The following is a 25,165-nucleotide window of genomic DNA, read 5'->3' on the forward strand; positions in this document are numbered from 1 at the left end:
CTTCCGCCCTGAATGTATCTTTCTTCCGTTTTTCCCTCGCCAACTGCTCGGGACATGTAAACTTGAGTTTCACTCAAGAGATCCCGAAACAAGTTCGGGATGTATTCAACTAAGGTTTACCGGAAAAACCGGAAAACCAAGTTTCATCACACCTTAATCTCTACTTCAACTCCACTAGGCAGCTCCAATTTCATTAACGCATCAATGGTTTTTGAAGAAGAACTGTAGATATCAAGAAGCCTTTTGTAAGAGCTTAATTGAAATTGCTCTCTTGCTTTCTTGTTTACGTGAGGAGAACGTAAAACAGTAAAAAGTTTTTTGTGAGTAGGCAAAGGAATTGGTCCTGTTACCACCGCACCTGTAGTTTTTACAGTCTTCACGATCTTCTCTGCAGATTTATCTACCAGGTTATGATCGTAGGATTTTAGTTTTATTCTTATTTTCTGACTCATTTTCCTAATATTATTCGTTTGTACCCTTTGCTGCTTTAATAACTTCTTCTGAAATATTAGAAGGAGTTTCAGCATAGTGAGAAAATTCCATAGTTGAAGTTGCTCTACCAGAAGATAATGTTCTTAATGTTGTTACATATCCAAACATTTCAGCTAAAGGCACTTCTGCTTTAATAATCTTAGCACCAGACCTGTCTGACATGCTGCTTACCTGACCTCTTCTACGGTTCAAGTCACCAACAATATCACCCATGTTTTCTTCTGGAGTTACTACTTCTATTTTCATAATTGGCTCAAGAACTACAGCACCGGCTTTTTTAGCAGCGGCTTTGTAACCCATTTTCGCAGCCAATTCGAAAGAAAGTTGATCGGAATCTACAGGGTGGAAAGATCCATCCTTAAGGATTACTTTTAAGGTATCCATTTGGAAACCAGCCATTGGCCCGTTTTTCATGGCTTCCTTAAATCCTTTTTCTACCGAAGGAACAAATTCTTTAGGAATACGCCCACCTTTAATTTGGTCTACAAACTGAAGCCCTTTTCCTTCAAAGTCTTCGTCTACAGGTCCCATTTCAAAAACAATATCAGCAAATTTACCACGACCACCAGATTGCTTTTTATAAACCTCTCTGTGCTCTGCAGTTTTAGTTACTGTTTCTTTATACTCAACCTGTGGCTGACCTTCGTTAACTTCAACTTTAAATTCTCTCTTTAAACGATCTACAAGAATTTCAATATGAAGCTCTCCCATTCCAGAGATAATAGTTTGTCCTGAAATTTCATCAGTCTTAACCTGGAAAGTTGGATCTTCTTCAGCTAGTTTAGCTAAAGCCATACCCATTTTATCAACATCGGCTTTCGTCTTAGGCTCTACCGCGATACCAATTACTGGCTCTGGGAAAGTCATAGACTCAAGAACGATTGGGTGTTTCTCATCAGTTAGTGTATCACCGGTTTTAATATCTTTAAAACCAACAGCTGCACCAATATCACCAGCTTCAATTCTATTAATAGGTTCTTGCTTATTAGAGTGCATCTGGTAAATACGAGAAATACGTTCTTTTTTACCTGATCTATTGTTCAATACATAAGATCCTGCATCTAAGGCTCCCGAGTAAACACGGAAGAATGCTAAACGACCAACAAAAGGATCGGTAGCAATTTTAAATGCCAATGCAGAGAAAGGAGAGTCAACGTGTGGCTTTCTGCTTTCATCTTCATTAGTATCAGGATTTGTTCCTACAATGGCTTCTACATCTACTGGAGAAGGCATATACCTCATTACTGCATCAAGCATTGCCTGCACACCTTTATTTTTAAAGGCAGAACCACACATCATAGGTATAATAGACATATCTATGGTTGCAGCTCTAAGGGCAGCAATAATTTCGTCTTCAGTAATTGAATCTTCATCTTCAAAGAACTTTTCCATTAATGCTTCATCATACTCGGCCACAGCTTCTACAAGCTCAGTTCGGTATTTATTCACATCATCCATAAGTTCTTCAGGAATATCTATAGTTTCATAGGTCATCCCGTGATCCTCATCATTCCAAATAATTGCTTTTTTGGAAATAAGATCAACAACTCCTTTAAAGTCTATTTCGTCACCAATTGGAACTTGTAATGGCACTGGGTTTCCACCTAGCATTTCCCTAACCTGCTTACACACATTAAAGAAGTCAGCTCCCTGACGGTCCATTTTATTTACAAATCCTAAACGTGGTACTTTATATTTATCAGCCTGTCTCCAAACGGTTTCAGATTGCGGCTCAACACCATCTACAGCACTGAACAATGCAACCACACCATCAAGAACACGTAAAGAACGCTCTACCTCTACGGTAAAATCAACGTGACCAGGAGTATCGATAATATTTACCGTAAATTCCTGATCTCTATACATCCACTTACAATGCGTAGCAGCAGAAGTAATTGTAATACCTCTTTCCTGCTCCTGTTCCATCCAGTCCATAGTAGCGGCACCATCATGCACCTCTCCTATTTTGTGGCTTATTCCTGTATAATAAAGGATACGCTCTGTTGTTGTAGTTTTACCTGCATCAATATGAGCTGCAATTCCAATATTTCTAGTAAATTTTAAATCTCTTTGTGCCATTTTATTTTAGAATCTAAAGTGAGAGAATGCTTTATTAGCTTCAGCCATTTTATGAGTATCAACTCTTTTCTTAACTGCAGCACCTTCTTCTTTAGCAGCAGCAAGAACTTCAGAAGCTAATTTCTGCGCCATAGTTTTCTCATTTCTCTTTCGCGCAAATGAAATTAACCATTTCATAGCGGTTGCTACTTTTCTATCTGGTCTTATTTGCATTGGGATTTGAAATGTTGCACCTCCAACTCGTCTACTTCTAACTTCAACGTGAGGCATAACATTAGAAAGAGCATCTTTCCAAATTTCCAAACCGGTTTTTTCTTCGTCTTGTTTCTTCTCTTCTATAATTGCGATAGAATCATAGAAAATTTTAAAGGCTACCGATTTCTTACCATCCCACATCATCATGTTCACAAAACGTGTAACAAGTTGATCGTTAAATTTTGGATCTGGTAAAAGCGGTCTTTTTTTGGCCTGTCTTCTTCTCATTTCTTTACATTAAAAGTTTTTAATTACTTCTTAGGGCGTTTTGCTCCGTATTTAGATCTACGTTGGCTTCTTCCTTCAACACCCGCAGTATCTAATGCACCGCGAACAATGTGATATCTAACACCTGGCAAATCTTTTACCCTTCCACCTCTAACCAATACTATCGAGTGCTCTTGTAGATTGTGACCCTCACCTGGAATATAAGCGTTAACTTCTTTTCCGTTTGTCAACCTCACCCTTGCTACTTTACGCATAGCCGAGTTTGGTTTCTTAGGTGTAGTAGTATACACACGTGTGCACACTCCTCTTCTTTGAGGACACGAATCTAAAGCAGCCGATTTACTCTTCTTGGTTATCTGGGCTCTTCCTTTTCGTACTAATTGTGAAATTGTTGGCATAATTTCTTTTACCTAATTATTAATAAATTTAATCCCCTGTTTTTTAGGGTTTGCAAATGTAGAAATAAAAACAAATTAATCAAACTATAATGAATTAATTTTCAGAAGGATAATCTGGAAGACAGAATTCACCTTTTAACAACATATATAATAATAGGTATAGATCAATAAAAATAAGCTGATTAAAAAACAAGCTCATCTTACTCAAAAAGGAATATTTTAGATTTTAACTACATTTTAATAACAAAACTCAATAATATTCTAACATTTTAACATTTCACCAATTCCACTTTAACGCCTGACTCTAACCAATCTATATACAATTATTAACATTTATTTAAATAACTACCTGATATTTAAAATTAAAAGTTTGTTTTATTAACCATTTATTAGCACTTTTGGCCTTGGCTAATTCAAACAAATTTAAAAATGAGAACAAAGTTTAGTAGTATTCTAACACTATTATTAGTGTTAGCTGTGCAAATTACTTTTGCACAAGAACGAACGATTACCGGTACGGTAGTCGATGAAGACGGGCTACCCCTTCCAGGTGTAACCGTTTTAATCAAGGGAACCAACACAGGTACCCAAACCGATTTTGACGGAAATTATTCCATTCCTGCCACACAAGGAGATGTTTTGGTTTATTCTTTCGTTGGAATGGAAACCGCAGAATATACTGTAGCAAACAATGACACTATAGATGTGACATTAAGCACAGATTCTGCCCAGTTAGATGAAGTTGTGGTAACTGCATTAGGTATCGAAAGAGAAAAGAAATCTTTAGGTTATGCAACTCAGGAAGTTGATGGGGCTGAAGTTTCTGATGTACCAACACAAAACTTCGTTAACTCACTTTCTGGTAAAGTAGCAGGTCTTAAAGTTTCATCTTCAGGTACTTTAGGTGGATCTTCTAACGTAGTGATTCGTGGCAACTCCTCTTTAACAGGAAATAACCAAGCACTTTTTGTTATTGATGGTACTCCGGTGAGTAACGCTAACACAAACAGATCCGGTCAAAATGCAGGTAGAGGTGGTTACGATTATGGTAACGCAGCGTCTGACATTAACCCAAACGACATTGCCTCTATTAACGTACTTAAAGGTGCTGCAGCAACTGCACTTTATGGAGCTAGAGCTGCCAACGGTGCAATTATTATAGAGACTAAAAAAGGTAGCAAAAGCAAAGGAATTGGTGTTTCAGTAAATTCTACGCTTATGACTACTCACGTAGATGACGAAACACTTCCAAAATACCAGGATCAATATGGTGCAGGTTACGGTAGATATTACGGACCTGATGGAGATGCTTATTTCAACCTATATGATGTTGATGGTGATGGTAACCTTGATGAAGTAACTCCATTTACTGAGGATGCCTCTTTTGGTGCTGCTTTTGACGGAAGACCTATTTACCAATGGAATTCTATTTATCCACAATTGGATACCTACCAACAGGCTACCCCATGGCAAGCTGCAGAAAACACTCCAAATGACATTTGGCAAACCGGTTATACCGCAATTAACTCTGTAGCCTTAGATGGTGGTAACGAAACAAGTTCTTTTAGAGTTAGTGCAACTAACCTAAATCAACAAGGTAACTTACCAAACAGTAGAATTAAAAGAAATACAATTAAGTTTAGTGGTTCGCACGATTTTACTGACAAGTTTACCGCGCAAACAAATATAACTTTCACCAAAACTGACGGTAAAGGTAGATATGGAACTGGGTATAGTTCTTTAAATATTATGCAATCTTTCAGACAGTGGTTTCAAACCAACGTAGATATTTATGAGCAAAGAGATGCTTATTTTTCTACTGGAGAAAACATTTCATGGAACCCAAATAGTCCAGATAATCTAGCTCCTATTTATATGGACAACCCATACTGGACACTTTACGAAAATTTCCAAACCGATACTCGTAACAGGTATTTTGGTAACATCAACCTAAACTATGAAATTAGTGATGTATTTAGTGTTCTAGGACGTTTTTCTTTTGATACCTATGATGAATTACAGGAAGAAAGAAGAAATGTTGGAAGTAACGGGGTTTCTGGATATAGTAGATTTAACAACCGAGGTGCTGAATATAACTACGATCTTATCCTGAACTTTAATAAAGACATAACTTCAGATCTTAACCTTGATGGTAACCTTGGGGTTAACCTTCGTAGAAATGAAAGAAACAGTATTCTTGCAAGTACTAATGGTGGCTTAAATGCTCCAGACTTCTATGCTTTAACTAACAGTGCCAGCCCATTAAACCCTCCACAGGAGTACGAAATGGTAAGAATGCTTGATGGTGTTTATGCCAGAGCTGGAGTTGGATATTTAGATACTTATTATTTAGAAGGTACAATAAGAAGAGACCGTTCTTCTACCCTACCAATGGAAAATAATACATTCTGGTACCCATCACTTTCTACCAGTATTTTGCTTTCTAACGTAATTGAAGTTGATTGGTTAAACTTTGCTAAATTAAGAGCTAACTATGCAGAGGTAGGTAATGATACTAGTCCTTACAGAGTATTTAACACCTATACTATTTCATCTCCTTTTGCAGGAGCTGGTGTTGCGAGTAACAACTCTTCATTAAATAATCCAAACTTAGATCCAGAGCGTATGAAGTCATATGAAGTTGGTCTTGAAGCTAACTTCTTTGACAGAAGAATTGGATTTGATGTTTCTTATTATAACTCTCAAACCGAAAACCAGATTACTCCGGTACCGGTTTCGACTGCAACAGGTTTTACATCAAAACTATTAAACGCAGGTACAATTGAAAATAAAGGTGTTGAACTATCTTTAACCTTAAATCCAATTAGAACAGAAGACTTTAATTGGAATATAAACGTTAACTGGGCTAGAAACCGTAGTGAAGTACTAGAGTTAACTGAGGGAATTGATAACCTTCAGCTAGCCAGTGTCCAGGGTGGTATTAGTATCAACGCAGCACCAGGAGAACCTTATGGAGCTATTAGAGGTACAGATTATATCTATGACGATAATGGAAACAGAGTAATTAATTCTGGAGGTTATTATGCAAGAACTCCTAACTCAAACTACATTATTGGTAATATCCAGCCAGATTGGACAGGTGGTGTTTCTAACACTTTCCAATACAAGAATGTTTCTTTAAACTTCTTAATTGATGTTCAAAAAGGTGGAGATATTTTCTCTCTTGATACCTGGTATGGTTTTGCAACTGGAATCTATGACCAGAGTGTAGGCACCAACGAGCTTGGTAATCCAATTAGAAATCCATTATATAATCCAGACCTTGCACCAGGAGATCCTGGCTACGTTACTGAAGCAGAACAAGGTGGTGTGATATTAGATGGTGTACAGGGAGATGTTTCCTTTAATCCTGATGGTACTTATGAAGTAACAAATACTTCAGAAAATAATACCAGAGCAAGAACAGACTATTTTGGTAACCCATTTGGTTACGGTAGAGATGCAAATGCTGGACACGTGTACGATGCTTCTTTTGTGAAGTTGAGAGAGGTTAACCTTTCTTATAATTTTGGAGACAAAATTCTTGATGCAATTCCATTTACAAGAGCTTCAATCTCTGTTATAGGTAGAAACCTTTGGATAATTCACAAGAACCTACCTTACTCTGATCCAGAAGCGGGTCTTAGTTCAGGGAATGTTCAAGGTTACCAATCTGGAGCTTATCCAGCTGTGAAAGAAATTGGTGCAAGCCTTAAATTTAACTTTTAATAAAATTAATCATGAAGAAATATATTGTAGCTATAACAGCACTCGTAACATTATGGTCTTGTCAGACCGACGAGCAATATGAGGACCTAAACAGGGATCCTAAGAACCCTACGCAGGTAGCTTCTGAATTTTTATTCACAGCGGCTACCGTAAGCCTGGCAGATAATATGGCCAGTCCTAATGTGAATGATGCACTTTACAGATTTTTAGCCCAGTACTGGACAACTACTACGTATTTAGATGAACCTAACTACAATTTGCAGTCTAGAAATAATCCAGACAATGTATGGTCTGAAATCTATAGAGATGTTATCTTCGATTTACAGGACGCCAAGCGTATTTTAAACGAAAACACTGAACTTTCTCAAGCTCAAAAAGATGCGAGAATGGGCCAGATAGAAGTTATTGAAGTATATGCGTGGCATGTACTTGTAGATACTTTTGGAGACATTCCTTACTCTCAAGCCGTTCAGGCAGAGGAATTCCCTCTACCTGCTTATGATGACGATATGGTAATCTATGAAGACCTTATTTCACGTTTAACTGCAGCAAACACCATGTTAGGTGCAGGCCAGGGTTATGCAGGTTCAGACCCCGTATACGGTGGAGATATGAACAAATGGATGTTATTCGCTAATTCGTTGAAATTACGTTTAGGAATGAGAATTTCTGACGCCAACCCAGGTTTATCACAATCTACTGTTGAGTCAGCTGCTACGGCAGGTCTTATTCTATCTAACGAAGACAATGCTACTTTGCAATACCAGTCTAACGATCCTAACACAAACCCTTTATGGGTAGATCTTATTCAAAGTGGACGTGCTGATTTTCTTGCATCTGCAACTATTGTAGATTACATGAATGAATTAGATGATCCTAGAAGAATGTTCTACTTTAAGGATAACCTTGCCGATGGTTACGACGGTGGTGTATATGGAGGAAGTAATAATTTCAGTGCATTCACTCAAATTGGAGAACTTCTTGAAGATCCAACAAGGGAAGGCATCTTTATAGATCATGCTGAAGTTCGTTTCAACCTTTCTATGGCTGCCCAACTAGGTTATGAAGTTCCAGGTGATGCTGAAACTCATTACAATGAAGCAATTACAGCTTCTATTACTTATTGGGGTGGATCTGCAGAAGACGCTGCCGCTTATTTAAGTCAGGCTGATGTTGCTTATGACGGTTCTACCGAGCAGTACGCAAAACAATACTGGATCGCGATGTTTGACAATCCTTTCCAGGGATGGTCAGTTTGGAGAAAATATGATGCTCCTGAACTAGCTATTCCGGCAGAGTTTGAAACTCCGGTACCATTAAGGTTCACTTATCCAATTGATGAACAAAACCTTAACAACGCTAATTATATTGACGCATCAGATGCCATTGGCGGTGATGATCAACAAACTCCAGTTTTCTGGGATGTTGAATAATTAAGAATTCAATTAATATTATGAAGCCACCCAAATTGGGTGGCTTTTTTTATGCTTTAACTTTATTTAAATTTCCTAACAAAGCATACCTTTGCCCTATGGAAGAAACTACACGTATTTTTGGAATTAGGGCTGTTATAGAATCTATCCAGGGAGGAAAAAGCATTGATAAGGTTTATATTCAAAAAGGCCTCTCAGGTCCTTTATTTCAGGAATTGAATCACCTTCTTCAAAAGGGCAGCTATAATATTTCATTTGTTCCAGAAGAAAAACTTTATAAGCTTTCCAAAGGAAATCATCAGGGTGTGGTAGCGACTATCTCCCCAATTAAATTTGGGAACCTTGAGGAAACGATTGAAAAAATTCTTGAAGAAAAAACCACTCCCCTATTTCTATTATTAGACCAAATTACCGATGTGCGTAATTTTGGGGCAATTATTAGAACCGCAGAATGCACAGGAGTTGATGCTATAATTATTCCTGAAAAAGGAGGTGCGCCTTTAAATGCAGATACCGTTAAAACTTCAGCCGGCGGGGTATTCAACCTTCCTATTGTAAAAGTGAATCACATTAAAGATGCTGTTTTCTATTTACAATCTTCAGGTGTGCAATTGGTAGCTGCTACCGAAAAAACAGAAGACACAATTTACGATGTAGACTTCACGCAGGCCTCAGGAATTATTATGGGGAATGAAGCTAAAGGAGTTTCAAATTCAATTTTAAAAAGTGTAGATAAAAAGGCAAAACTGCCTATGTTCGGTAAAATTGAATCATTGAATGTATCCGTTGCCTGTGGTGTATTTTTATATGAAGCGATTCGACAAAGAGAACTTTCTTAGGATTTAAAAAAAAATTTCATCCTTACTCTTTTTTGGATTCTGATTTCTTATAAAAATAACGATAAGTAATTTCTGAATCATCATTTTCCTCGTGATTAAACTGAATATTACACTCCTCCTTTGGAGCCTGTCCCGAATTTAATTCGGGAGGCTGGGGGACCTCTTCCTCTTCCTTCGTTTCAAAGCGCCGTTCAATGAAATTCCCATTTTCATCAAAATGCTGCATAAATAGATCTTCCTTCTCGCTGTATTCAGGTTTTTCCCATTCGTATTTAGGACTTTTAATAGTATTCTTCCTATAAAATACCGCTAACACAAAACCCGAAATTAATCCCGATAGATGCCCTTCCCAGGAAATTTCAGGATCTATAGGAGTAACATACCAAAGCATTCCGCCATAAAGGAAAACTACGATTAGAGAAAGCGCCACTAAGCGGTAATATTTTGAAAAAATACCTTTGAAAAATAAAAAAGCGGCAAGCATATATATTATTCCACTCGCCCCAATATGGTTCGCGGGTCGCCCAATGCTCCAGGTAAGAATTCCGGTAAGCAGCAAACCAATAATTAGCACCGGCCAGCTTATTTTCCTATAGAAATAGAATAGCGACATGGAAAGCACAAAAAGCGGGATGGTATTATTGAAAAGGTGCTTTATATCTCCATGAATAAATGGTGAAAATAAAATTCCACGTAAACCTTTAATTTCTCCTGGACGAACCCCAAAATTATTAAAACTAATACCGAAGCGAATCTCAAACCAGAAAACTATCCAAATTAGCAGCACGAAAAGGATAGGGTATCCCAAAACGCCGGTAGTAAAAACAAATGGACTGGACTGTTTCAAAAGAATTAGTTTCTTTTAATATTACAAAAAAGAATCCATTTGTTAATAGATGACAAAGTGTTATTCAAATTACTAATTTTGTCAGATGAGTAAACCATTAGCAGAAAGATTACGCCCACAAACTTTAGACGACTATTTAAGTCAGCAGCATCTAATTGGGCCAAAAGGAGCATTGAGGCAACAAATTCAACAAGGTATAATTCCTTCCATGATTTTCTGGGGGCCACCGGGCGTTGGCAAAACCACTTTAGCCAATATTATCGCCACCACTTCAGACAGGCCTTTCTTTACACTGAGCGCAATTAGCAGTGGCGTGAAAGATGTTCGGGAGGTAATAGAAAAAGCCAAAAAAAGCGATGGTTTATTTACCACAAAAAATCCTATTCTATTTATAGACGAAATTCATCGTTTTAGCAAATCACAACAGGATTCTCTTTTAGGCGCGGTCGAAAAAGGTTGGGTTACTTTAATTGGTGCCACTACCGAAAATCCAAGTTTCGAGGTGATCTCTGCCCTACTTTCCCGTTGCCAGGTTTATATTTTAAAACCTTTTAGCAAAGAAGATCTGGTAGCACTTTTGGAAAGAGCGATGCGGGAAGATAAAATTATTGCGGCCAAAAATATAAAATTAAAGGAAACCGAAGCTTTACTTAGGTTAAGTGGCGGTGATGCCCGGAAATTGCTGAATATTTTTGAACTTCTCGTTACATCTTCCGAAGGAAACCTGGAAATTACCAACGATATGGTTTTTAATAGGGTTCAGCAAAACACAGTGCTTTACGATAAAACCGGTGAACAGCATTACGACATTATTTCGGCATTTATTAAATCTATTCGCGGGAGCGATCCCAACGCGGCTGTTTACTGGCTCGCCAGGATGATTGAAGGCGGTGAAGATGTAAAATTTATTGCCCGCAGATTACTAATTTTAGCCAGTGAAGATATCGGAAATGCCAATCCTACCGCCCTGGTTATAGCTAATAACACGTTTCAGGCGGTAACTACCATTGGTTTTCCCGAAGCCCGAATTGTATTGAGCCAATGCGTTACCTACCTGGCAACTTCCTCCAAAAGTAACGCGGCCTATATGGCAATTAACCAGGCACAAAGTGCAGTTAAAAAAACAGGAAATTTATCAGTTCCGCTTTCTATTAGGAACGCTCCAACTAAACTAATGAAAGATATTGGCTATGGAAAAGACTATAAATATGCCCACAACCACGAGAATAATTTTGTGGAAGCAGAGTTTTTACCCGATGAAATAAAAAACACAAAGTTTTATGATCCCGGGAACAATCCGCGGGAAAATGCGCAAAGAGAATTTCTTAAGAAGCGCTGGAAAACCAAGTATAATTATTGATTGGCTGAAGCTTTATAAACAAGCTTAACCGATTTATTTTCGGCGTTTAAATATTCTACTATCAAGTCACCTCCCTCGTCAAAATAGGCTACACCCTGCCGGGTGAGGGATTTGTAGATAAAGCTATTTTTCTCCCCAGATTTAGCTAAAACGGCAAAAGGTTCCTGGGAATTTTCCTGAAAAAATGAATACCCTGAATCTGATTTTTCAAGAAAATAAGAAATATTATCCTTTTCAAATTCCAATTCCTTTGCTGAATCATTATCTATCATAGGATTTTCAACCACTACTTCGGCGGAAGCTGTTGCAGGTGTTTGAGCGTCTTCAGGAGCTTCGGGAGCTCTGGTTTCAGGCTTGCTTTGTGCTACTTCAGCTTTTTCGGCGGCTTTTGGCTTCTTATCATTAGCAGGTGCAGCAGCTGCAACTTCCCCCTGATTATAGCTGTAATTTAATGCTTCAATATCACTAAAAGCATCCCGCAAAGCTTCGTGATGGGCTGTTTTATAATCTTTTTCCCTGCTTCGTCCCTCTTTGGTTTCAAAAACAATATTACCTCTACAATCTTCTAACTGGATCACCAGTTTAGTCACAAATAAACCCGAATTATCTTTTACTTTGGTATTGAGCCCCAGGCAATAATTCTCCTGAAGATCGGCTGGTTTTTCTTCACTTTTCATCAATGTTTCAAATCCATATTTTTCAAAGAGAAATTTAGTGAGTGCGTTTAATTGAAATTGATTTTTTTCTTTAGAAAACTCAAACTCCTCGGGAACTATCACATATTTATATTGATCAAGATCTTGCGCAAGCATTGGAATAGAACCGATAAAAAAAGTGAGTATAAAAATTATTCTTTTCATTTAAATATTATTAATCATTAAAAATAAGTTGCATTCCCAGTTGCACGGAAGCACTGTGAGCTTTGGCCAAATTAGGGAAAGCCAGCAAATTATTGGCAGCCAGATAAACATTAAATTTATTAAAAGTTCTTGTATACATCAAGCCAATATTAGTTAAAGAATAATCGTCTAAAGAATAAGACACTTTTAAGCGCTGGTTTTCATTAATTTTTCTATCCCAATAAGTAGTAAAAGCGTAGACAAAACCTTTTGGCCTTTTCACACCGCTTAGCTGCATTCCCAGCAAATTCATATACCTCACTTTTTTCACACTTAGATAATGACAGGGTAAAAAAGCGGGGCCAAAACCATATTCCATAGCAAAGTTTGCTTTTATAGGTCGCCAGGTAGTATAAGATTGGTTGGTAGTTTCATCTCTAAGATTTCTATCTACTTCATCTTCAAAATCGTCCCAATATGGTAATGCTTCATCATTTGCATCTAACTCAGGGAAAAGTGGTTCTATCCCGCTGGTTTCATAAGATCCAAAATACCTGTAATTTTCTACGTCTTTACGCTGAAAAACAGCACCAAGATCCTGTACAGAACCGGACAGGATAAATTGTTCATGCAAAATATAGGAAAGACCCAAATCTAACCCGAAACCCACGTTGCCTCCAAAAAAAGACCGACTTAGCAATTCGGCGGTAGCTTGTTCTACGGTCATTCCTTCTTCCTCCTTTAAGGGAGCAAAACCTGAGGTATTAATTAAAACGTTCATATCTACCACTTCGTGATTGTAGACATTTCTACCATCGGGAGTGGTATAGGTGGTAAATCTGCCTGTATTCCCGGTACTTTCGGCATTAAAAATACTGGAATATAATTTTGCCCTCGCACCTACTGTGAGTCGGTTATCAAATTTATGGTTAATTCCCAGGTGATACACCGTCATTATTTCTCCCGTAAAAGAAACATCGTCAAAATAGAAAGGTTCGTTTAAATAATCGTTATTGCCTTCGTTGGCCAGAATCGCAGGGTCTTTTGGAAAATAAGAAAATACATCCATTTCCTGGTAAATACCGGTAGACAGATAATTTTTTTTATCTATTTTCCAACCCATAGAAAATATTTCCAATTGCTGATTTATGGAAAAATAATCCCTGGAATCCATATTGCGCATGGTTTCCTGAATACGGGTATTAATATTTGTACCATCATTGGCAAAAATATCATAAAGATCGGCTCCCGTAGAACCTGCAGAAAGATGGATTTGTGAAAAAAACGGAATCCCAATATGGCCAGTAAAGTTAATTTGAGCCCCGGGATTACTCATTAAAGTTTGTGGCAAATCGTCTACATTAAACAGTAGCGGTTTGTTTTGGGCTACAACCGTTCCTGAAATAATTAAAAACAATCCTATTAGTCTCCACATCATTAAAATTCAAACGAAAAGAGGCCTTTGGAAGCGAAATCTAATTCCCCTTCAAATTTTGATGATCCCGGTTGAACCTCTAATTCAACAACCATTTTTATTGTTCTACGAACTAAATGTATACGATCTTCTTCAATAAATTCAAACTGCTCTGTTGTTACGGGATTACCAGCAGTACCGGGTTTTATAACATAGTTTACCGCAAATTGCTCCTGGTTAGCATCAGACAAAAATCTAATTTCACTATTAATTTCGCGAGGAAAAGTATTAATATGCCTGAAATAGAATTCTACCGAAGCAAGATCTTTCTGAATATAATCATCGTCCAGAAACTCTAACCTCACGGTATCACTTATATGAGTTTTAATATTTCCGGTAGAAGGATCTTTAAATTGAGATTGGTCTATATCGTAGATAAGAAGATCTATTTGCACATCGGGGCTTAAGCTAATTTCCTCTTTTTGGTTAAGATCTACATCTTTTACGCAACCGCATAACACAACACCAATAAGCACTAGGCCAATACTTCTTACAAGAAAGTTGGAAAGTAATTTCATTAGGCACGGCATTAGGTTGTACTAACGAAATTAACAAAAGAATATTACTACAAATAAGTCTTTAGTTCATTTAACGTTTTTATATGCATTACACCGATGTTTTCTTTATTTCCATAGTAGTCGAAAAAGATGGGTTTTATACCACAATTTTGAGCTCCAGTACAATCGGCTTCATAATTATCCCCAATCATAATACTATTTTCAGGAGTAGCTGAAGATTTTTTGAGTGCGGCTTCGAAAATTAATTTATTCGGTTTTTTCACACCTGCTTCTTCAGAAGTAGTGATTGTAGTAAAATACTTACTTATGCCGGAATTAGAAAGTTTTTTATGTTGCACTTCTTCAAAGCCATTTGTAATAATATGCAATTCATAACTTTTGTGAAGATAATCCAGCACTTCTTTACTACCCTCCAAAAGATAATTATGGTCGGGTAAATATTCTATATAATCTATAGCTATATTATTTATTAAATCTTGATCGGCTTCAAATTTTAAAAGATCAAAACTATCTTTAAGCCGCCCATACCGTAAAGCTTCTTTTGTAACTTCGTCATTTCTATAACGCTCCCAATATTTAAAATTCACCGGCATATAGATCTCGAGAAAATCTTTTATCTCTAACGGAATATTTCTGAATTTAAAAACCCGCTCAAAAGCAAGGGCAGAATTTCGATCAAAATCCCATAGAGTATGGTCTAAATCGAAAAATATATGATTGATATTACTTAATTTCATAAATCTGTTTTAGTAATGCGTAATAAGCCTGAAAGTTAGAATATTCAGAAAAATCCTGATTTTTAAATACAGCTTTAAAACTTCCACCTACTTTTTTTACTTCAGCAATCATTTTGCCAATATCGCCGGTTAATTGTCCAAAATCTGTATGTTCTACGATATTTGAATTGAAAACATAAGGATGAATTTTTAAAGCAAGGGTAGATTCAGTATTAATGTCATAAAACAAAAAAGGACTACAGGTTCCCGCTCTAAAACCGGCAGTTTCAGGATATCCCATAGAATAATCCTGCGGAATTTCAAGCTCTGAGAGGAAATTATAAAATTCAGGAATATTCAAATTATATTTCACATTAATCACGCTATCTAAAGGAGTATGTACGGTATTTTCCATACGCAACTTTTCCTTCCGAAGGGTTTTAAAATCTTCCATTGCAAAATAACCGGGCATTAAACCCACTTTAGCATAATCTCCCACATATTTTATAATAGAGCGATATGGGTTTCGGTTGTAATTAATGTTACGATCGTAAATAGAAAAATCACTAAGCTGAAACATAAACAGTAAAGGAACTTTGTATTCCTTTATAAATGCAATTAGATCTTCAAAAATATTTATAGGATCTTTTTTAATCCGCATCACTACCTGTATACGATCTAAAACTTTATTAAACTGGAGTTTTATAATATCTAAATGCATTCCTGCTAAACTGCGCAAAAACCCTTTATTCTGAAAATTAAAAACGTGCTCTACTGCTATTATGGCCCTGGTATGAAATTCCCTGTTGGCAAGTGAAATTTCCGGGAATCTTTCCAGCAGAATTTCCTTAAATTTATAAGCCCAGATATCTACTACGGGAGTTTTTAAAAATCCTTCCTGAAACCCTACACTTTCTGAAGCAGGGAAACGCCCTAAATCATCTTTTACGTGCGGTAAATATTCTTCGTACCTACTCAGCAAAAAGAAAGAAGCTGCAAAAATATCAAAAGGTAAAGCACTGTTTTCTGACACTGGGAAAAAGCAATAATTATCGCCCCAGGGCTGTACTTTTATTTCTACCTCGCTTAAACCCTGTTCTAGTAAAAGATCTACTTTTTGCACAAACAATTCGTTTCCCAGGGCTTGTTTTCCGTAAGAAAGTTTCATCCCCTCGTGGGCGATAAATTCTTCAATTTTTGTAGTAAATTTTATGGAAATCCCCAGAACATTGGTGCAAATATGTTTAAAAATGTAAACTATTCGCGGGGTGATCTTCTGGGTATAAATTAGTAGCATCTAATCAATTTAAAGTACGCCTTCGTCTGCAAAGCTAAAGTATGATTTTTCGGTTACAATAAGATGGTCCAGCACCTTTATATCTAAACTTTGCGCCGCTGTTTTGAGCTTCTGGGTAAGTTGTTTATCGGCTTCACTTGGCTTTAAAGTTCCCGAGGGATGGTTATGCGCCAAAATAATAGAAGTTGCACCAACTTCAAGTGCTTTTCTTAGGGTGATGCGAACATCTACAAGGGTACCAGTAATACCGCCTTTGCTAAGTTGTAATTGCTCAATAACTTTGTTGGAATTATTGAGATAAATAATCCAGAATTCTTCGTGATAAAGTTCGCCAATTATAGGCTGCATCAGCTCAAAAACCGAAGCACTGGAAGTAATTTTCTTCTTCTCTAAGGCTTCTTCTGTTCTTCGGCGCCGACCCAGTTCCATCGCAGCTACAATACTTATAGCTTTTGCCGGACCAATTCCTTTAAATTCACAGAGCTTTTTTACTGAAAGTTTTCCGAGATCGCTAAGTTGATTTCCTGTAGAAGCTAGAATGCGTTTGCTTAATTGCACTGCAGATTCATTGCGGCTTCCTGAACCAATTAATATTGCGATAAGTTCAGCGTCGCTTAGACTGAGTTTACCTTTATGAAGCAGTTTTTCCCTGGGCCGATCGTCTTCTGCCCAGGATTTAATTCCAAAACCAACCTGATTTTCCTGCCCCATAGTTTTATAAAGATAAAAAATGATTTCTTATATACAGCGGGACAATTTAAAATGAGGTATTTAACTTAAAACAAAGTTTTCATCTCTTCAAGATCTAAACTTCCAAAAGTCCCGCTACTCATTAAAAGTAAAACCGAATTTTTTAAATCTTTAGATTCCAGTATTTTTTTAAATGCTGAAGTTTCAGAAACCACTTCCAGATTTGGTTCATTGAAGGCATTTTTTATTTCCTCAGGAGAAACAGCTTGCATTTGTTTTTGCGAAATTGCCTCTGGAGAATAAAATACCACAGCTTCATCAGCTTTATCTAAAGTATCTTTATACTGCTGAATAAATTCTGAATTAAGACTGCTAAAAGTGTGTAATTCTAAACAGGCAATAAGTTTCTTATTGGGGTATTGTTCTTTCACCGCCTCTGTGCTGGCTTTCACTTTAGATGGGCTGTGTGCAAAATCTTTAAAAATAATTCCGTTCTCATTTTCATAAATCTTTTCTAACCTACGGCTGGCACCTTCAAATTCCATCATAGCTTCATAGAAATCGTCTTCATCAATTCCCATATGCTGGCAAATCCATTTTGCACCTGCAAGGTTATTCATATTATGTCTTCCAAAGATTTCTAAAGGCATATCCCCTTCAGAAGTTTCCAGGATTGTTTCTCCATCTTCTACGTGGTATTCAGGAGTAGAATAAGGATGTTTTCTTATTTGATTTTCGGTATTTTCAGCTAAATTTTTTAAAGTTTCATCTTCTTCGTTATAAACGAGGATTCCGCCTTTTACAATAGATTTTATAAAAATTTGAAACTGCTCTACATAGTTTTCAAAAGTAGGAAAGACGTTAATGTGATCCCAGGCAATCCCACTAAGTAAGGCTATATTTGGTTGATAAAGATGGAATTTTGGACGAAGATCTATAGCTGAAGCCGGGTATTCGTCACCTTCAATGAGCATAAAGTCATTCTCATCGCTTAGATTAATAGTATTTTCAATTCCGCGAACCGGGGCACCAAGCATATAGTCAATTTCCTTACCGTGATAATGCATTACGTGCAATATCATAGCCGTAATCGTAGTTTTTCCGTGAGATCCACCAATTACCACGCGTGTTTTCTCTTTAGAAAGTTCAAAAAGGAATTCAGGATACGAATAAATTTTCAAGCCTAATTCTTCAGCTTTCTTCAACTCGGGATTATCTTCCCTGGCGTGCATACCCAATACCACGGCATCCAATTCCCGTGTTAATTTCTCAGGAAACCACCCAAATTCTTCCGGAAGCAAACCTTTGTTTTGTAAAGCAGATTTTGAGGGTTCGTAGATAGCATCATCGCTTCCGGTAATAATATTTCCTTTTGTGTGAAGTGCAAGGGCAAGACTATGCATAGCACTACCGCCAATTGCTATAAAATGAAGTTTCATTAGATTCTTTTTCGCGCCAGTAATTATGGCAATTTTAACTCTGTTAACTGGCTGCAAATATAGTTAAGACTTTAGGAAAAGCCTTTAGCCTACATCTCTAATATTTGTTGTTTGAGTTTTTCGGCTTCAGGAAAATTAAACTTTGATGCCAGGGCTTTATTTATATGAGTCAAAGCTTGATCCTGATTATTCTTTGAAGCCTGAATTTTAGCAATATGAAAATGGGCCCAGGCCGGCGATTTTAAATCTTTATAATTATAATTTTTTATATACTTTTCAAGAAAATCAACTGCCATTTCAGGTTTTAGATTTAGTAAAGCTGCTCTTTCGCCTAATTCATAATTCAGGTAATTACGCGCTACCAGGCTTTTATCTTTATTGGCCGCTTCAAAGGCTTTATTCACTGCTATTTTCATTGCTTCCCGGTCTTCTTCTATTTTATGAATATAAGCTTGGGCCAGGTAAGCATCCACTTTATTAATTGACTGAAGTTCTTTTACATACTGCTGTGCAAGTTCTTTGCTACCCCCAATAATAGTTGGCAATTGCATATAAAGTTCCACCAGGGCCCTACGGACTTCTGCATGGTTTTTATCTAAATCGGCAGCTTTATTTAAATACGTTTTAATATCGCCCAGCATTAAAGCCGCTTTAAATTTAGAAGCTTCCATAGCTTTCATTCCCATTGCTCCACCAAGTTTGAAGTTATAGGCCGAAGAGTTAGGCTGGTCTTCCACCAGTTTTGCATAATAATCTATTGCTTCATCCCATTTTTTCTCAAAACTGGCAATATCACCAAGATATTCCATAGCCTTTAAATTCTCATTGTGCTCTTCAAAAACCTTCTTTGCCTGGTTAATTTGGTTTTCATTAAGATATTTCTCCCCGGTTCCTATAGAAGACTGCGCTAAAACAGGCGTTAAAATTGAATAGAGAATTATACTGAATATTAAGAATTTGTTAGTCATCCTATTAATTTTTTCATAAATTTATCGCGAATTTCGACCTAAAGCATCAAGTAACGTTTAACAAAAAAATATAGAACCAAAATAAATGGTAAAATTTGTTAAAGTACTGCTTAGTTTAACTCACAATGTTAAAAATTATTTTAATATTTGTGCTGCTAAAATTATTTAAACCTAATACTAATAATTGAATTTTAACACCTAGCCTATGCAAAATTTTACTTTTGGGAGGAAGGGAACAAATTGGTTCCTTTTCGCCTTTGTATTGTTAATTGGAACCTTGCCTTCATTTGGGCAAGACTGCCCTATCGTCGGAGACGACGATACTAGTGAAACTGGAAATCAGCAAATTTTCTGCGATTCTCAAGAAGCTGAAATAAGCGACCTAAGTGCTACTCCAGCTAACGGTAACGATGTCGTTTGGTACGAAACTGCAGATTCATCAGATCCAATCCCTGAAACCCAACTTTTAGTTGACGGAAACACCTATTATGCAGGAAATTCTGATGACACCTGTAACTCCAGGGAATCTGTAACAGTAACTATCATCAATGAACCAGAAATCCTGGGAATAGATTCCTCGAGAATGCAAACTAACAAACAATCTTTAGGAGGACTTACTATTTGTGTTGATGACATAAATAATCCGGAAACAACCGTTGGAGATCTTAGAACTGATGCAGATGATATTCCTAACCTGACCGTTAATTGGTATTATAATAGAACAGATTCTGATCCAATTGATCCTTCAACTCCACTACAAGACAACACTGACTACTATGCTAGTGTAACCAACGATTTCACAGGATGTGAAACTAACCGTGCTAGAACTAGGGTGAACCTGGAAACGGAACCAGCTCCAACAGGTGATGAAGAGCAAATATTTTGTGCTTCAAACAACCCTACGTTGGGTGATATTGTAGCTAGCGGAGAAAATAGATATTTTCCTACTCAGAACAGTGTAGTAGAACTAAGTCAAAACACACCTCTGGAAGACGGTGAAACTTACTACTTAACTACGGTTGGTGAATTTTGCGAAAGCGTTGATAGACTTGAAGTTACAGTAGAAATAATAGAATTTGATGCTGGAGCAGATGTCTCAACCACACTTTGTTTAGCTGAAGTTCAAGAGAGATTGGCTGCTGGTGAAGCACCTCAAAACCTATTCCTAACTTTAGTGGAAGATCGCAATCTTCCTTCCGATGTTTCTTTTAATCCTAGCATTCAAAGTATTGCAGGAGACTTTAACGACGATCCTACACAAACCTTTACTACTGAAGCTACTTTTACTACTGAAGAAGGATGTGAAGATATTGTAGAACTTGAAATCATAGTAGAAGAAGATTTCGAGGCTGGTGAGAATAACACTGAAGGCAATGAGGTTTGTCTTTCGACTGATGTAACAGAACAAGAAGTTGAAGACTATCTAACATCATTGCTAAGTGAAGATGTAGATGAAGGGACTTTCTCCAATATTACACAAATCACAGTAGATATTCAGAACGGATTAGAAGGACCTTTTAATTCTATTTATACCGCTGGTTCGGGTGAATGTGCGGACACAGCTGAATTTGAATTCACTGTATTAGAAAGTCCAAACCTAGAAGCTCTTTTAGAACCTGTTGCCGATTTATGTAACGACGATATTCCTGCACTGGTTAATGAAATTCCGGAAGATGTTGAAGCATTATTCTTAGAAAACTTCGGAGAAAACATTCCTGAAGGAGATTTTGAAGAAGGCGATATTCAGGCTGTAATCAATCAATACAACCAGAATAACATCGATACATTTACTGCTACCTTCATTGCAAATGTTGAAAATGGCTGTTCAGAGGAAATTGAACTTACCCGTACTGTTATCGAAGGAGAAACGGCTAACGCAGGAAATTTAGTTTATAACGAAGATGTTTGCACAAGTGACCAGCCAATAGATCTAACTTCATTAACTGAAGCTGATTCTTTTGAAGGCACGGTAGGCGGAACTTTCTCAGGAGAAGGAGTATCCAACAATGTTTTTGATCCTTCAACAGTAGAACCAGACACTTATACAATTACTTACAGAGTAGACGAATCTTTAAATTGTGTAAGCGGTAGTGAGGAAACTACTTTTACCATTGATGTAATCCAAGGACCTGATGCAGGCCAAGATATTTCTGGATCACTATGTTTAAGTGAATTAGAGGAAATTGTATTACCTAATCTTCAGAATCCAGAAAACATAATACCAGCTCTTTTTAATAGATTTAATTTCAATGGAGAAACTGGCGGAACGGTCGAAAGTAATTTAGGAAATGATTTTGAGGAGATAGGGCAATCTCTATTTACATATTACAGTAATCCAAATCGAGATCCTAGCATTACCATAGAAGGCACATACACCGTTGGTGATGAAGCTGATGAATGTGGTACTGATGAATCTACTTTTGCTATTACAATCATTGATGGTGAATTGGTAGATGCTGGGCAACCTAACAGCACAGAAATCTGTAATATAACGATCGAAAACGGAAGGTTCCCTTCAATTAGTTCGGTTAGAAATTACTATCTAGATCTTCTTGATGAAGGTGTAAGTAGAAACGGAACTTTCGAACCTACTATTAACGAAATCGTAAACTGGTACAACAACGAGGCTGAGATTGGCATCTTTTCCACAACTTATACTGTTGGATCTGGAGAATGTCAAGATTCTGTAGAACTTTCTGTAGAAGTACTTGCTCCCGAACAAGCTATTGTGGAAGTTAATGATGAAAATCCGATTATTTGTATCACCGAGAATGAATTTAATTTAAATACCTTATTAAGTGAAAACACACTTGAAGGGGGAATTTTCACAGGTTCAGAATTCATTGACGCTAATATATTTGATGCCACAACCGCTGGAATTGGAGAATTCGAAATCACTTATTCTATTAGTGAAGAAACTTCAGAATGTGTTCTTGGAGAAGCATCGAAAAGCTTCACAATAAATGTGATAGATGCACAAGAAGCAACTGCAGAAGCAACTAATCAGGAAATCGATGTTTGCGTTAGCGAAACTTCTTTTGATTTAACCACCGCATTAACAGCCGGTACTACTCCAGGAGGTTCATTTACATTAGAGGAAGAAGCTTTTGAAGGAACTTCTTTTGACGTGACACAAGAAGGAACGTATAATTTCACTTACAATATAAGCTCAGAGAATGCTGAATGTATTCAGGGAAATGCTAATGCGTCTTTTACCATAAACGTAACTACAGAAAGTTTTGATGCTGGGCAACCTAACAGCACAGAAATCTGTAATATAACGATCGAAAACGGAAGGTTCCCTTCAATTAGTTCGGTTAGAAATTACTATCTAGATCTTCTTGATGAAGGTGTAAGTAGAAACGGAACTTTCGAACCTACTATTAACGAAATCGTAAACTGGTACAACAACGAGGCTGAGATTGGCATCTTTTCCACAACTTATACTGTTGGATCTGGAGAATGTCAAGATTCTGTAGAACTTTCTGTAGAAGTACTTGCTCCCGAACAAGCTATTGTGGAAGTTAATGATGAAAATCCGATTATTTGTATCACCGAGAATGAATTTAATTTAAATACCTTATTAAGTGAAAACACACTTGAAGGGGGAATTTTCACAGGTTCAGAATTCATTGACGCTAATATATTTGATGCCACAACCGCTGGAATTGGAGAATTCGAAATCACTTATTCTATTAGTGAAGAAACTTCAGAATGTGTTCTTGGAGAAGCATCGAAAAGCTTCACAATAAATGTGATAGATGCACAAGAAGCAACTGCAGAAGCAACTAATCAGGAAATCGATGTTTGTTCTAGTGAAACTTCTTATAACTTAAACGATGCTCTTTCAGATGATAGCACCCCAGGTGGTACTTTCTTTCTTGATGGAGAAGAGTTCAATGGAAACACTTTTGACGCAACTTCAGTAGAAACTGGTGAATATTCGTTCACTTATACTGTGAGCTCAGAAGATTCAGAGTGTATTGAAGGAAGTGCTACAACTGATTTTACAATCAATGTTACTTCAGAAACTTTTGATGCAGGTGACGATGTTACTTTTACCGTTTGTTCGGTTGGGTTAGACCCTACACCAACACTTACTGAAGTTAGGAATTACTTTCTAAACTTACTTGAAAACGGTATTCCTCAAAACGGAACTTTCTCTCCTAGAATGGAAGAAATTCGTGAAGTTTATACTGCCGAACAAATTGGAACTTTCACCTCAACCTATACTGTAGGAAATGGAACCTGTGCAGATTCTGTTGAACTAACAGTAGTAGTTACTGATGCAATCGAAGCCGAAGTTGGCGAAATAGCACCTCAAACAGTTTGTTCAAGTGATGAAGATATAGACCTTTTCACTTACTTAACAGATGATACTACTACAGGTGGTACTTTCGAAGGTTATGAAGACGGAATCTTTAGCCCTTCTATGATGGGTGCTGGAAGTTACGATGTAACCTATACCGTAAACGAAGATGCCCCTTGTGTTGAAGGAGAAGCTAGTACTACCTTTACTATTACAGTAGAACAAGGTGCTAACGCCGGTGAAGATATGGCTGTAACAGTTTGCAGTAACGATGGTCAACAAGATCTTTACGATTTAATTTCTGCAGACGCCGATATGGACGGAGAGTTCACTTTAGAAGGTGATGTTATTACCGGCGGAATTATGGATCCTTCCGCTTTTGAAGCTGGAACGTATGAAGTAATATACACAGTAACAGCTGAAGGTGATGAGTGTGGTGGAGACGATATGTCTACAATCATTATTACTCTTAGTGAAGCTCCTGACGCTCCAACAACTGGTGAAGCGATTGCATTCTGTGCAATAGATGGTGAAACTGCGGCAAGACTTGAGGCAGATGGAACTAACCTAACCTGGTATTCTGATGCAGACCTAACTATGATGGTTAGCGAAGAAGACCTGTTGGTAGATGGAGATTACTATGTAACCCAATCATCAGATGAAGGATGCGAATCTGAAGCGGCAGTACTTACTGTTAATATTGTAGATTCTCCTGCTCCTACTATTAGTTCAAATTATGAACTATGTGAGTTTGACAATCCTACAATTGCAGCCCTTACCGCAGAAATCAATGAAAGTGGAGAAGTAACCTGGTATGATTCAGCAGATAGTATGACTGCTTTAAGCAACAATGCTACTTTAACTGATGGAACTACTTACTATGCTACTCTTATTTCCGATAATGGTTGTGAAAGTTCAGAAAGATTAGCTGTTACAGTTACCTTAGAACAGTGTGCTATTATTCCAGAAGCGATCACACCAAACGATGATAATAAAAATGACACATTTTCTATAGGTTTCCTAGAGAATGATTATCCTAACTTTAATGTAACAATATTTAATAGATGGGGTAATGCAGTATATAAAGGAAACGCTTCTACTCCTGAATGGGATGGAACTTCTAACCAATCTGGTAGTCTTGGAGACGATGTATTGCCTGTTGGTGTATATTTCTATGTGATAGACTTTAACGACGGAAGCACAGAGCCTCGTCAGGGTAAAGTATACTTGAACAGATAATATAAAAGGATAAACA

At 37.2% G+C, this 25,165-nt stretch carries 18 protein-coding genes; 5 read left to right on the forward strand and 13 right to left on the reverse strand.

The annotated features are described in order from the left end of the window. Positions 1–146 precede the first annotated feature (146 nt). The 4 genes from rpsJ to rpsL are packed head-to-tail and all read right to left on the reverse strand — an operon-like array spanning position 147 to position 3,452. Complete coding sequence (gene rpsJ, locus J0871_RS01640) at positions 147–452, reverse strand: 30S ribosomal protein S10 (protein WP_037319211.1); 306 nt, start codon at positions 450–452, stop codon at positions 147–149. Positions 453–462: 10 nt separating this feature from the next. Then, a complete protein-coding gene (gene fusA / locus J0871_RS01645; RefSeq protein WP_208222909.1) occupies positions 463–2,571 on the reverse strand; it encodes an elongation factor G in 2,109 nt (702 codons plus the stop codon). 6 nt (positions 2,572–2,577) lie between these two features. After that, positions 2,578–3,054: a 30S ribosomal protein S7 gene (gene rpsG, locus J0871_RS01650; RefSeq protein WP_070053719.1), complete on the reverse strand. Its 477-nt coding sequence runs from the start codon at positions 3,052–3,054 to the stop codon at positions 2,578–2,580. 23 nt (positions 3,055–3,077) lie between these two features. Then, complete coding sequence (gene rpsL, locus J0871_RS01655) at positions 3,078–3,452, reverse strand: 30S ribosomal protein S12 (RefSeq protein WP_037319203.1); 375 nt, start codon at positions 3,450–3,452, stop codon at positions 3,078–3,080. Between the two features lie 429 nt (positions 3,453–3,881). On the opposite strand from rpsL, the gene J0871_RS01660 reads away from it, so the two are divergent. From J0871_RS01660 to rlmB, 3 genes are all read left to right on the forward strand, one after another. Further along, positions 3,882–7,181, forward strand: coding sequence for a SusC/RagA family TonB-linked outer membrane protein (locus tag J0871_RS01660; RefSeq protein ID WP_208222911.1), 3,300 nt, complete (start codon positions 3,882–3,884; stop codon positions 7,179–7,181). 11 nt (positions 7,182–7,192) lie between these two features. Beyond that, complete coding sequence (locus tag J0871_RS01665) at positions 7,193–8,614, forward strand: SusD/RagB family nutrient-binding outer membrane lipoprotein (RefSeq protein WP_208222913.1); 1,422 nt, start codon at positions 7,193–7,195, stop codon at positions 8,612–8,614. A 98-nt stretch (positions 8,615–8,712) separates the two neighbouring features. Continuing rightward, complete coding sequence (gene rlmB, locus J0871_RS01670; protein ID WP_208223165.1) at positions 8,713–9,453, forward strand: 23S rRNA (guanosine(2251)-2'-O)-methyltransferase RlmB; 741 nt, start codon at positions 8,713–8,715, stop codon at positions 9,451–9,453. 22 nt (positions 9,454–9,475) lie between these two features. Here rlmB and J0871_RS01675 read toward each other — a convergent pair whose 3' ends face one another. Beyond that, on the reverse strand, positions 9,476–10,300 hold the full coding sequence (locus tag J0871_RS01675; protein WP_208222915.1) for a rhomboid family intramembrane serine protease: 825 nt from the start codon (positions 10,298–10,300) through the stop codon (positions 9,476–9,478). 85 nt (positions 10,301–10,385) lie between these two features. Here J0871_RS01675 and J0871_RS01680 point away from each other — a divergent pair, with 85 nt between their 5' ends. Then, on the forward strand, positions 10,386–11,660 hold the full coding sequence (locus tag J0871_RS01680; protein WP_208222917.1) for a replication-associated recombination protein A: 1,275 nt from the start codon (positions 10,386–10,388) through the stop codon (positions 11,658–11,660). Here J0871_RS01680 and J0871_RS01685 read toward each other — a convergent pair. The 8 genes from J0871_RS01685 to J0871_RS01720 form a co-directional block, all read right to left on the reverse strand. Further along, entirely contained in the window at positions 11,654–12,520 is an 867-nt protein-coding gene (locus J0871_RS01685) for a hypothetical protein (RefSeq protein ID WP_208222919.1), read from the reverse strand. The genes J0871_RS01680 and J0871_RS01685 overlap by 7 nt on opposite strands. Positions 12,521–12,530: 10 nt before the next feature. Beyond that, positions 12,531–13,934, reverse strand: coding sequence for a DUF5723 family protein (locus J0871_RS01690; protein WP_243870363.1), 1,404 nt, complete (start codon positions 13,932–13,934; stop codon positions 12,531–12,533). Positions 13,935–13,936: 2 nt separating this feature from the next. Then, positions 13,937–14,491: a hypothetical protein gene (locus J0871_RS01695; protein ID WP_208222923.1), complete on the reverse strand. Its 555-nt coding sequence runs from the start codon at positions 14,489–14,491 to the stop codon at positions 13,937–13,939. Between the two features lie 47 nt (positions 14,492–14,538). Further along, the gene (locus J0871_RS01700) at positions 14,539–15,228 is read right to left on the reverse strand and encodes a YjjG family noncanonical pyrimidine nucleotidase (RefSeq protein WP_208222925.1); all 690 of its coding nucleotides are present in this window, start codon (positions 15,226–15,228) and stop codon (positions 14,539–14,541) included. Then, positions 15,215–16,504 (reverse strand): polysaccharide deacetylase family protein, encoded by a 1,290-nt coding sequence (locus J0871_RS01705; protein WP_208222927.1) that lies wholly within the window; start codon positions 16,502–16,504, stop codon positions 15,215–15,217. The genes J0871_RS01700 and J0871_RS01705 overlap by 14 nt, the downstream gene beginning before the upstream one ends. A 9-nt stretch (positions 16,505–16,513) precedes the next feature. Beyond that, on the reverse strand, positions 16,514–17,215 hold the full coding sequence (radC, locus tag J0871_RS01710) for a DNA repair protein RadC (RefSeq protein WP_208222929.1): 702 nt from the start codon (positions 17,213–17,215) through the stop codon (positions 16,514–16,516). A gap of 65 nt (positions 17,216–17,280) precedes the next feature. Continuing rightward, positions 17,281–18,633: a Mur ligase family protein gene (locus tag J0871_RS01715; protein WP_208222931.1), complete on the reverse strand. Its 1,353-nt coding sequence runs from the start codon at positions 18,631–18,633 to the stop codon at positions 17,281–17,283. Positions 18,634–18,722: 89 nt separating this feature from the next. Beyond that, positions 18,723–19,601: a tetratricopeptide repeat protein gene (locus tag J0871_RS01720; protein WP_208222933.1), complete on the reverse strand. Its 879-nt coding sequence runs from the start codon at positions 19,599–19,601 to the stop codon at positions 18,723–18,725. A 205-nt stretch (positions 19,602–19,806) separates the two neighbouring features. Here J0871_RS01720 and J0871_RS01725 point away from each other — a divergent pair, with 205 nt between their 5' ends. Continuing rightward, positions 19,807–25,149 (forward strand): gliding motility-associated C-terminal domain-containing protein, encoded by a 5,343-nt coding sequence (locus J0871_RS01725; protein WP_208222935.1) that lies wholly within the window; start codon positions 19,807–19,809, stop codon positions 25,147–25,149. Positions 25,150–25,165: the final 16 nt, after the last annotated feature.

It is taken from the genome of Salegentibacter sp. BDJ18 (genome assembly GCF_017579965.1).
Classification (GTDB): Bacteria; Bacteroidota; Bacteroidia; order Flavobacteriales; family Flavobacteriaceae; genus Salegentibacter.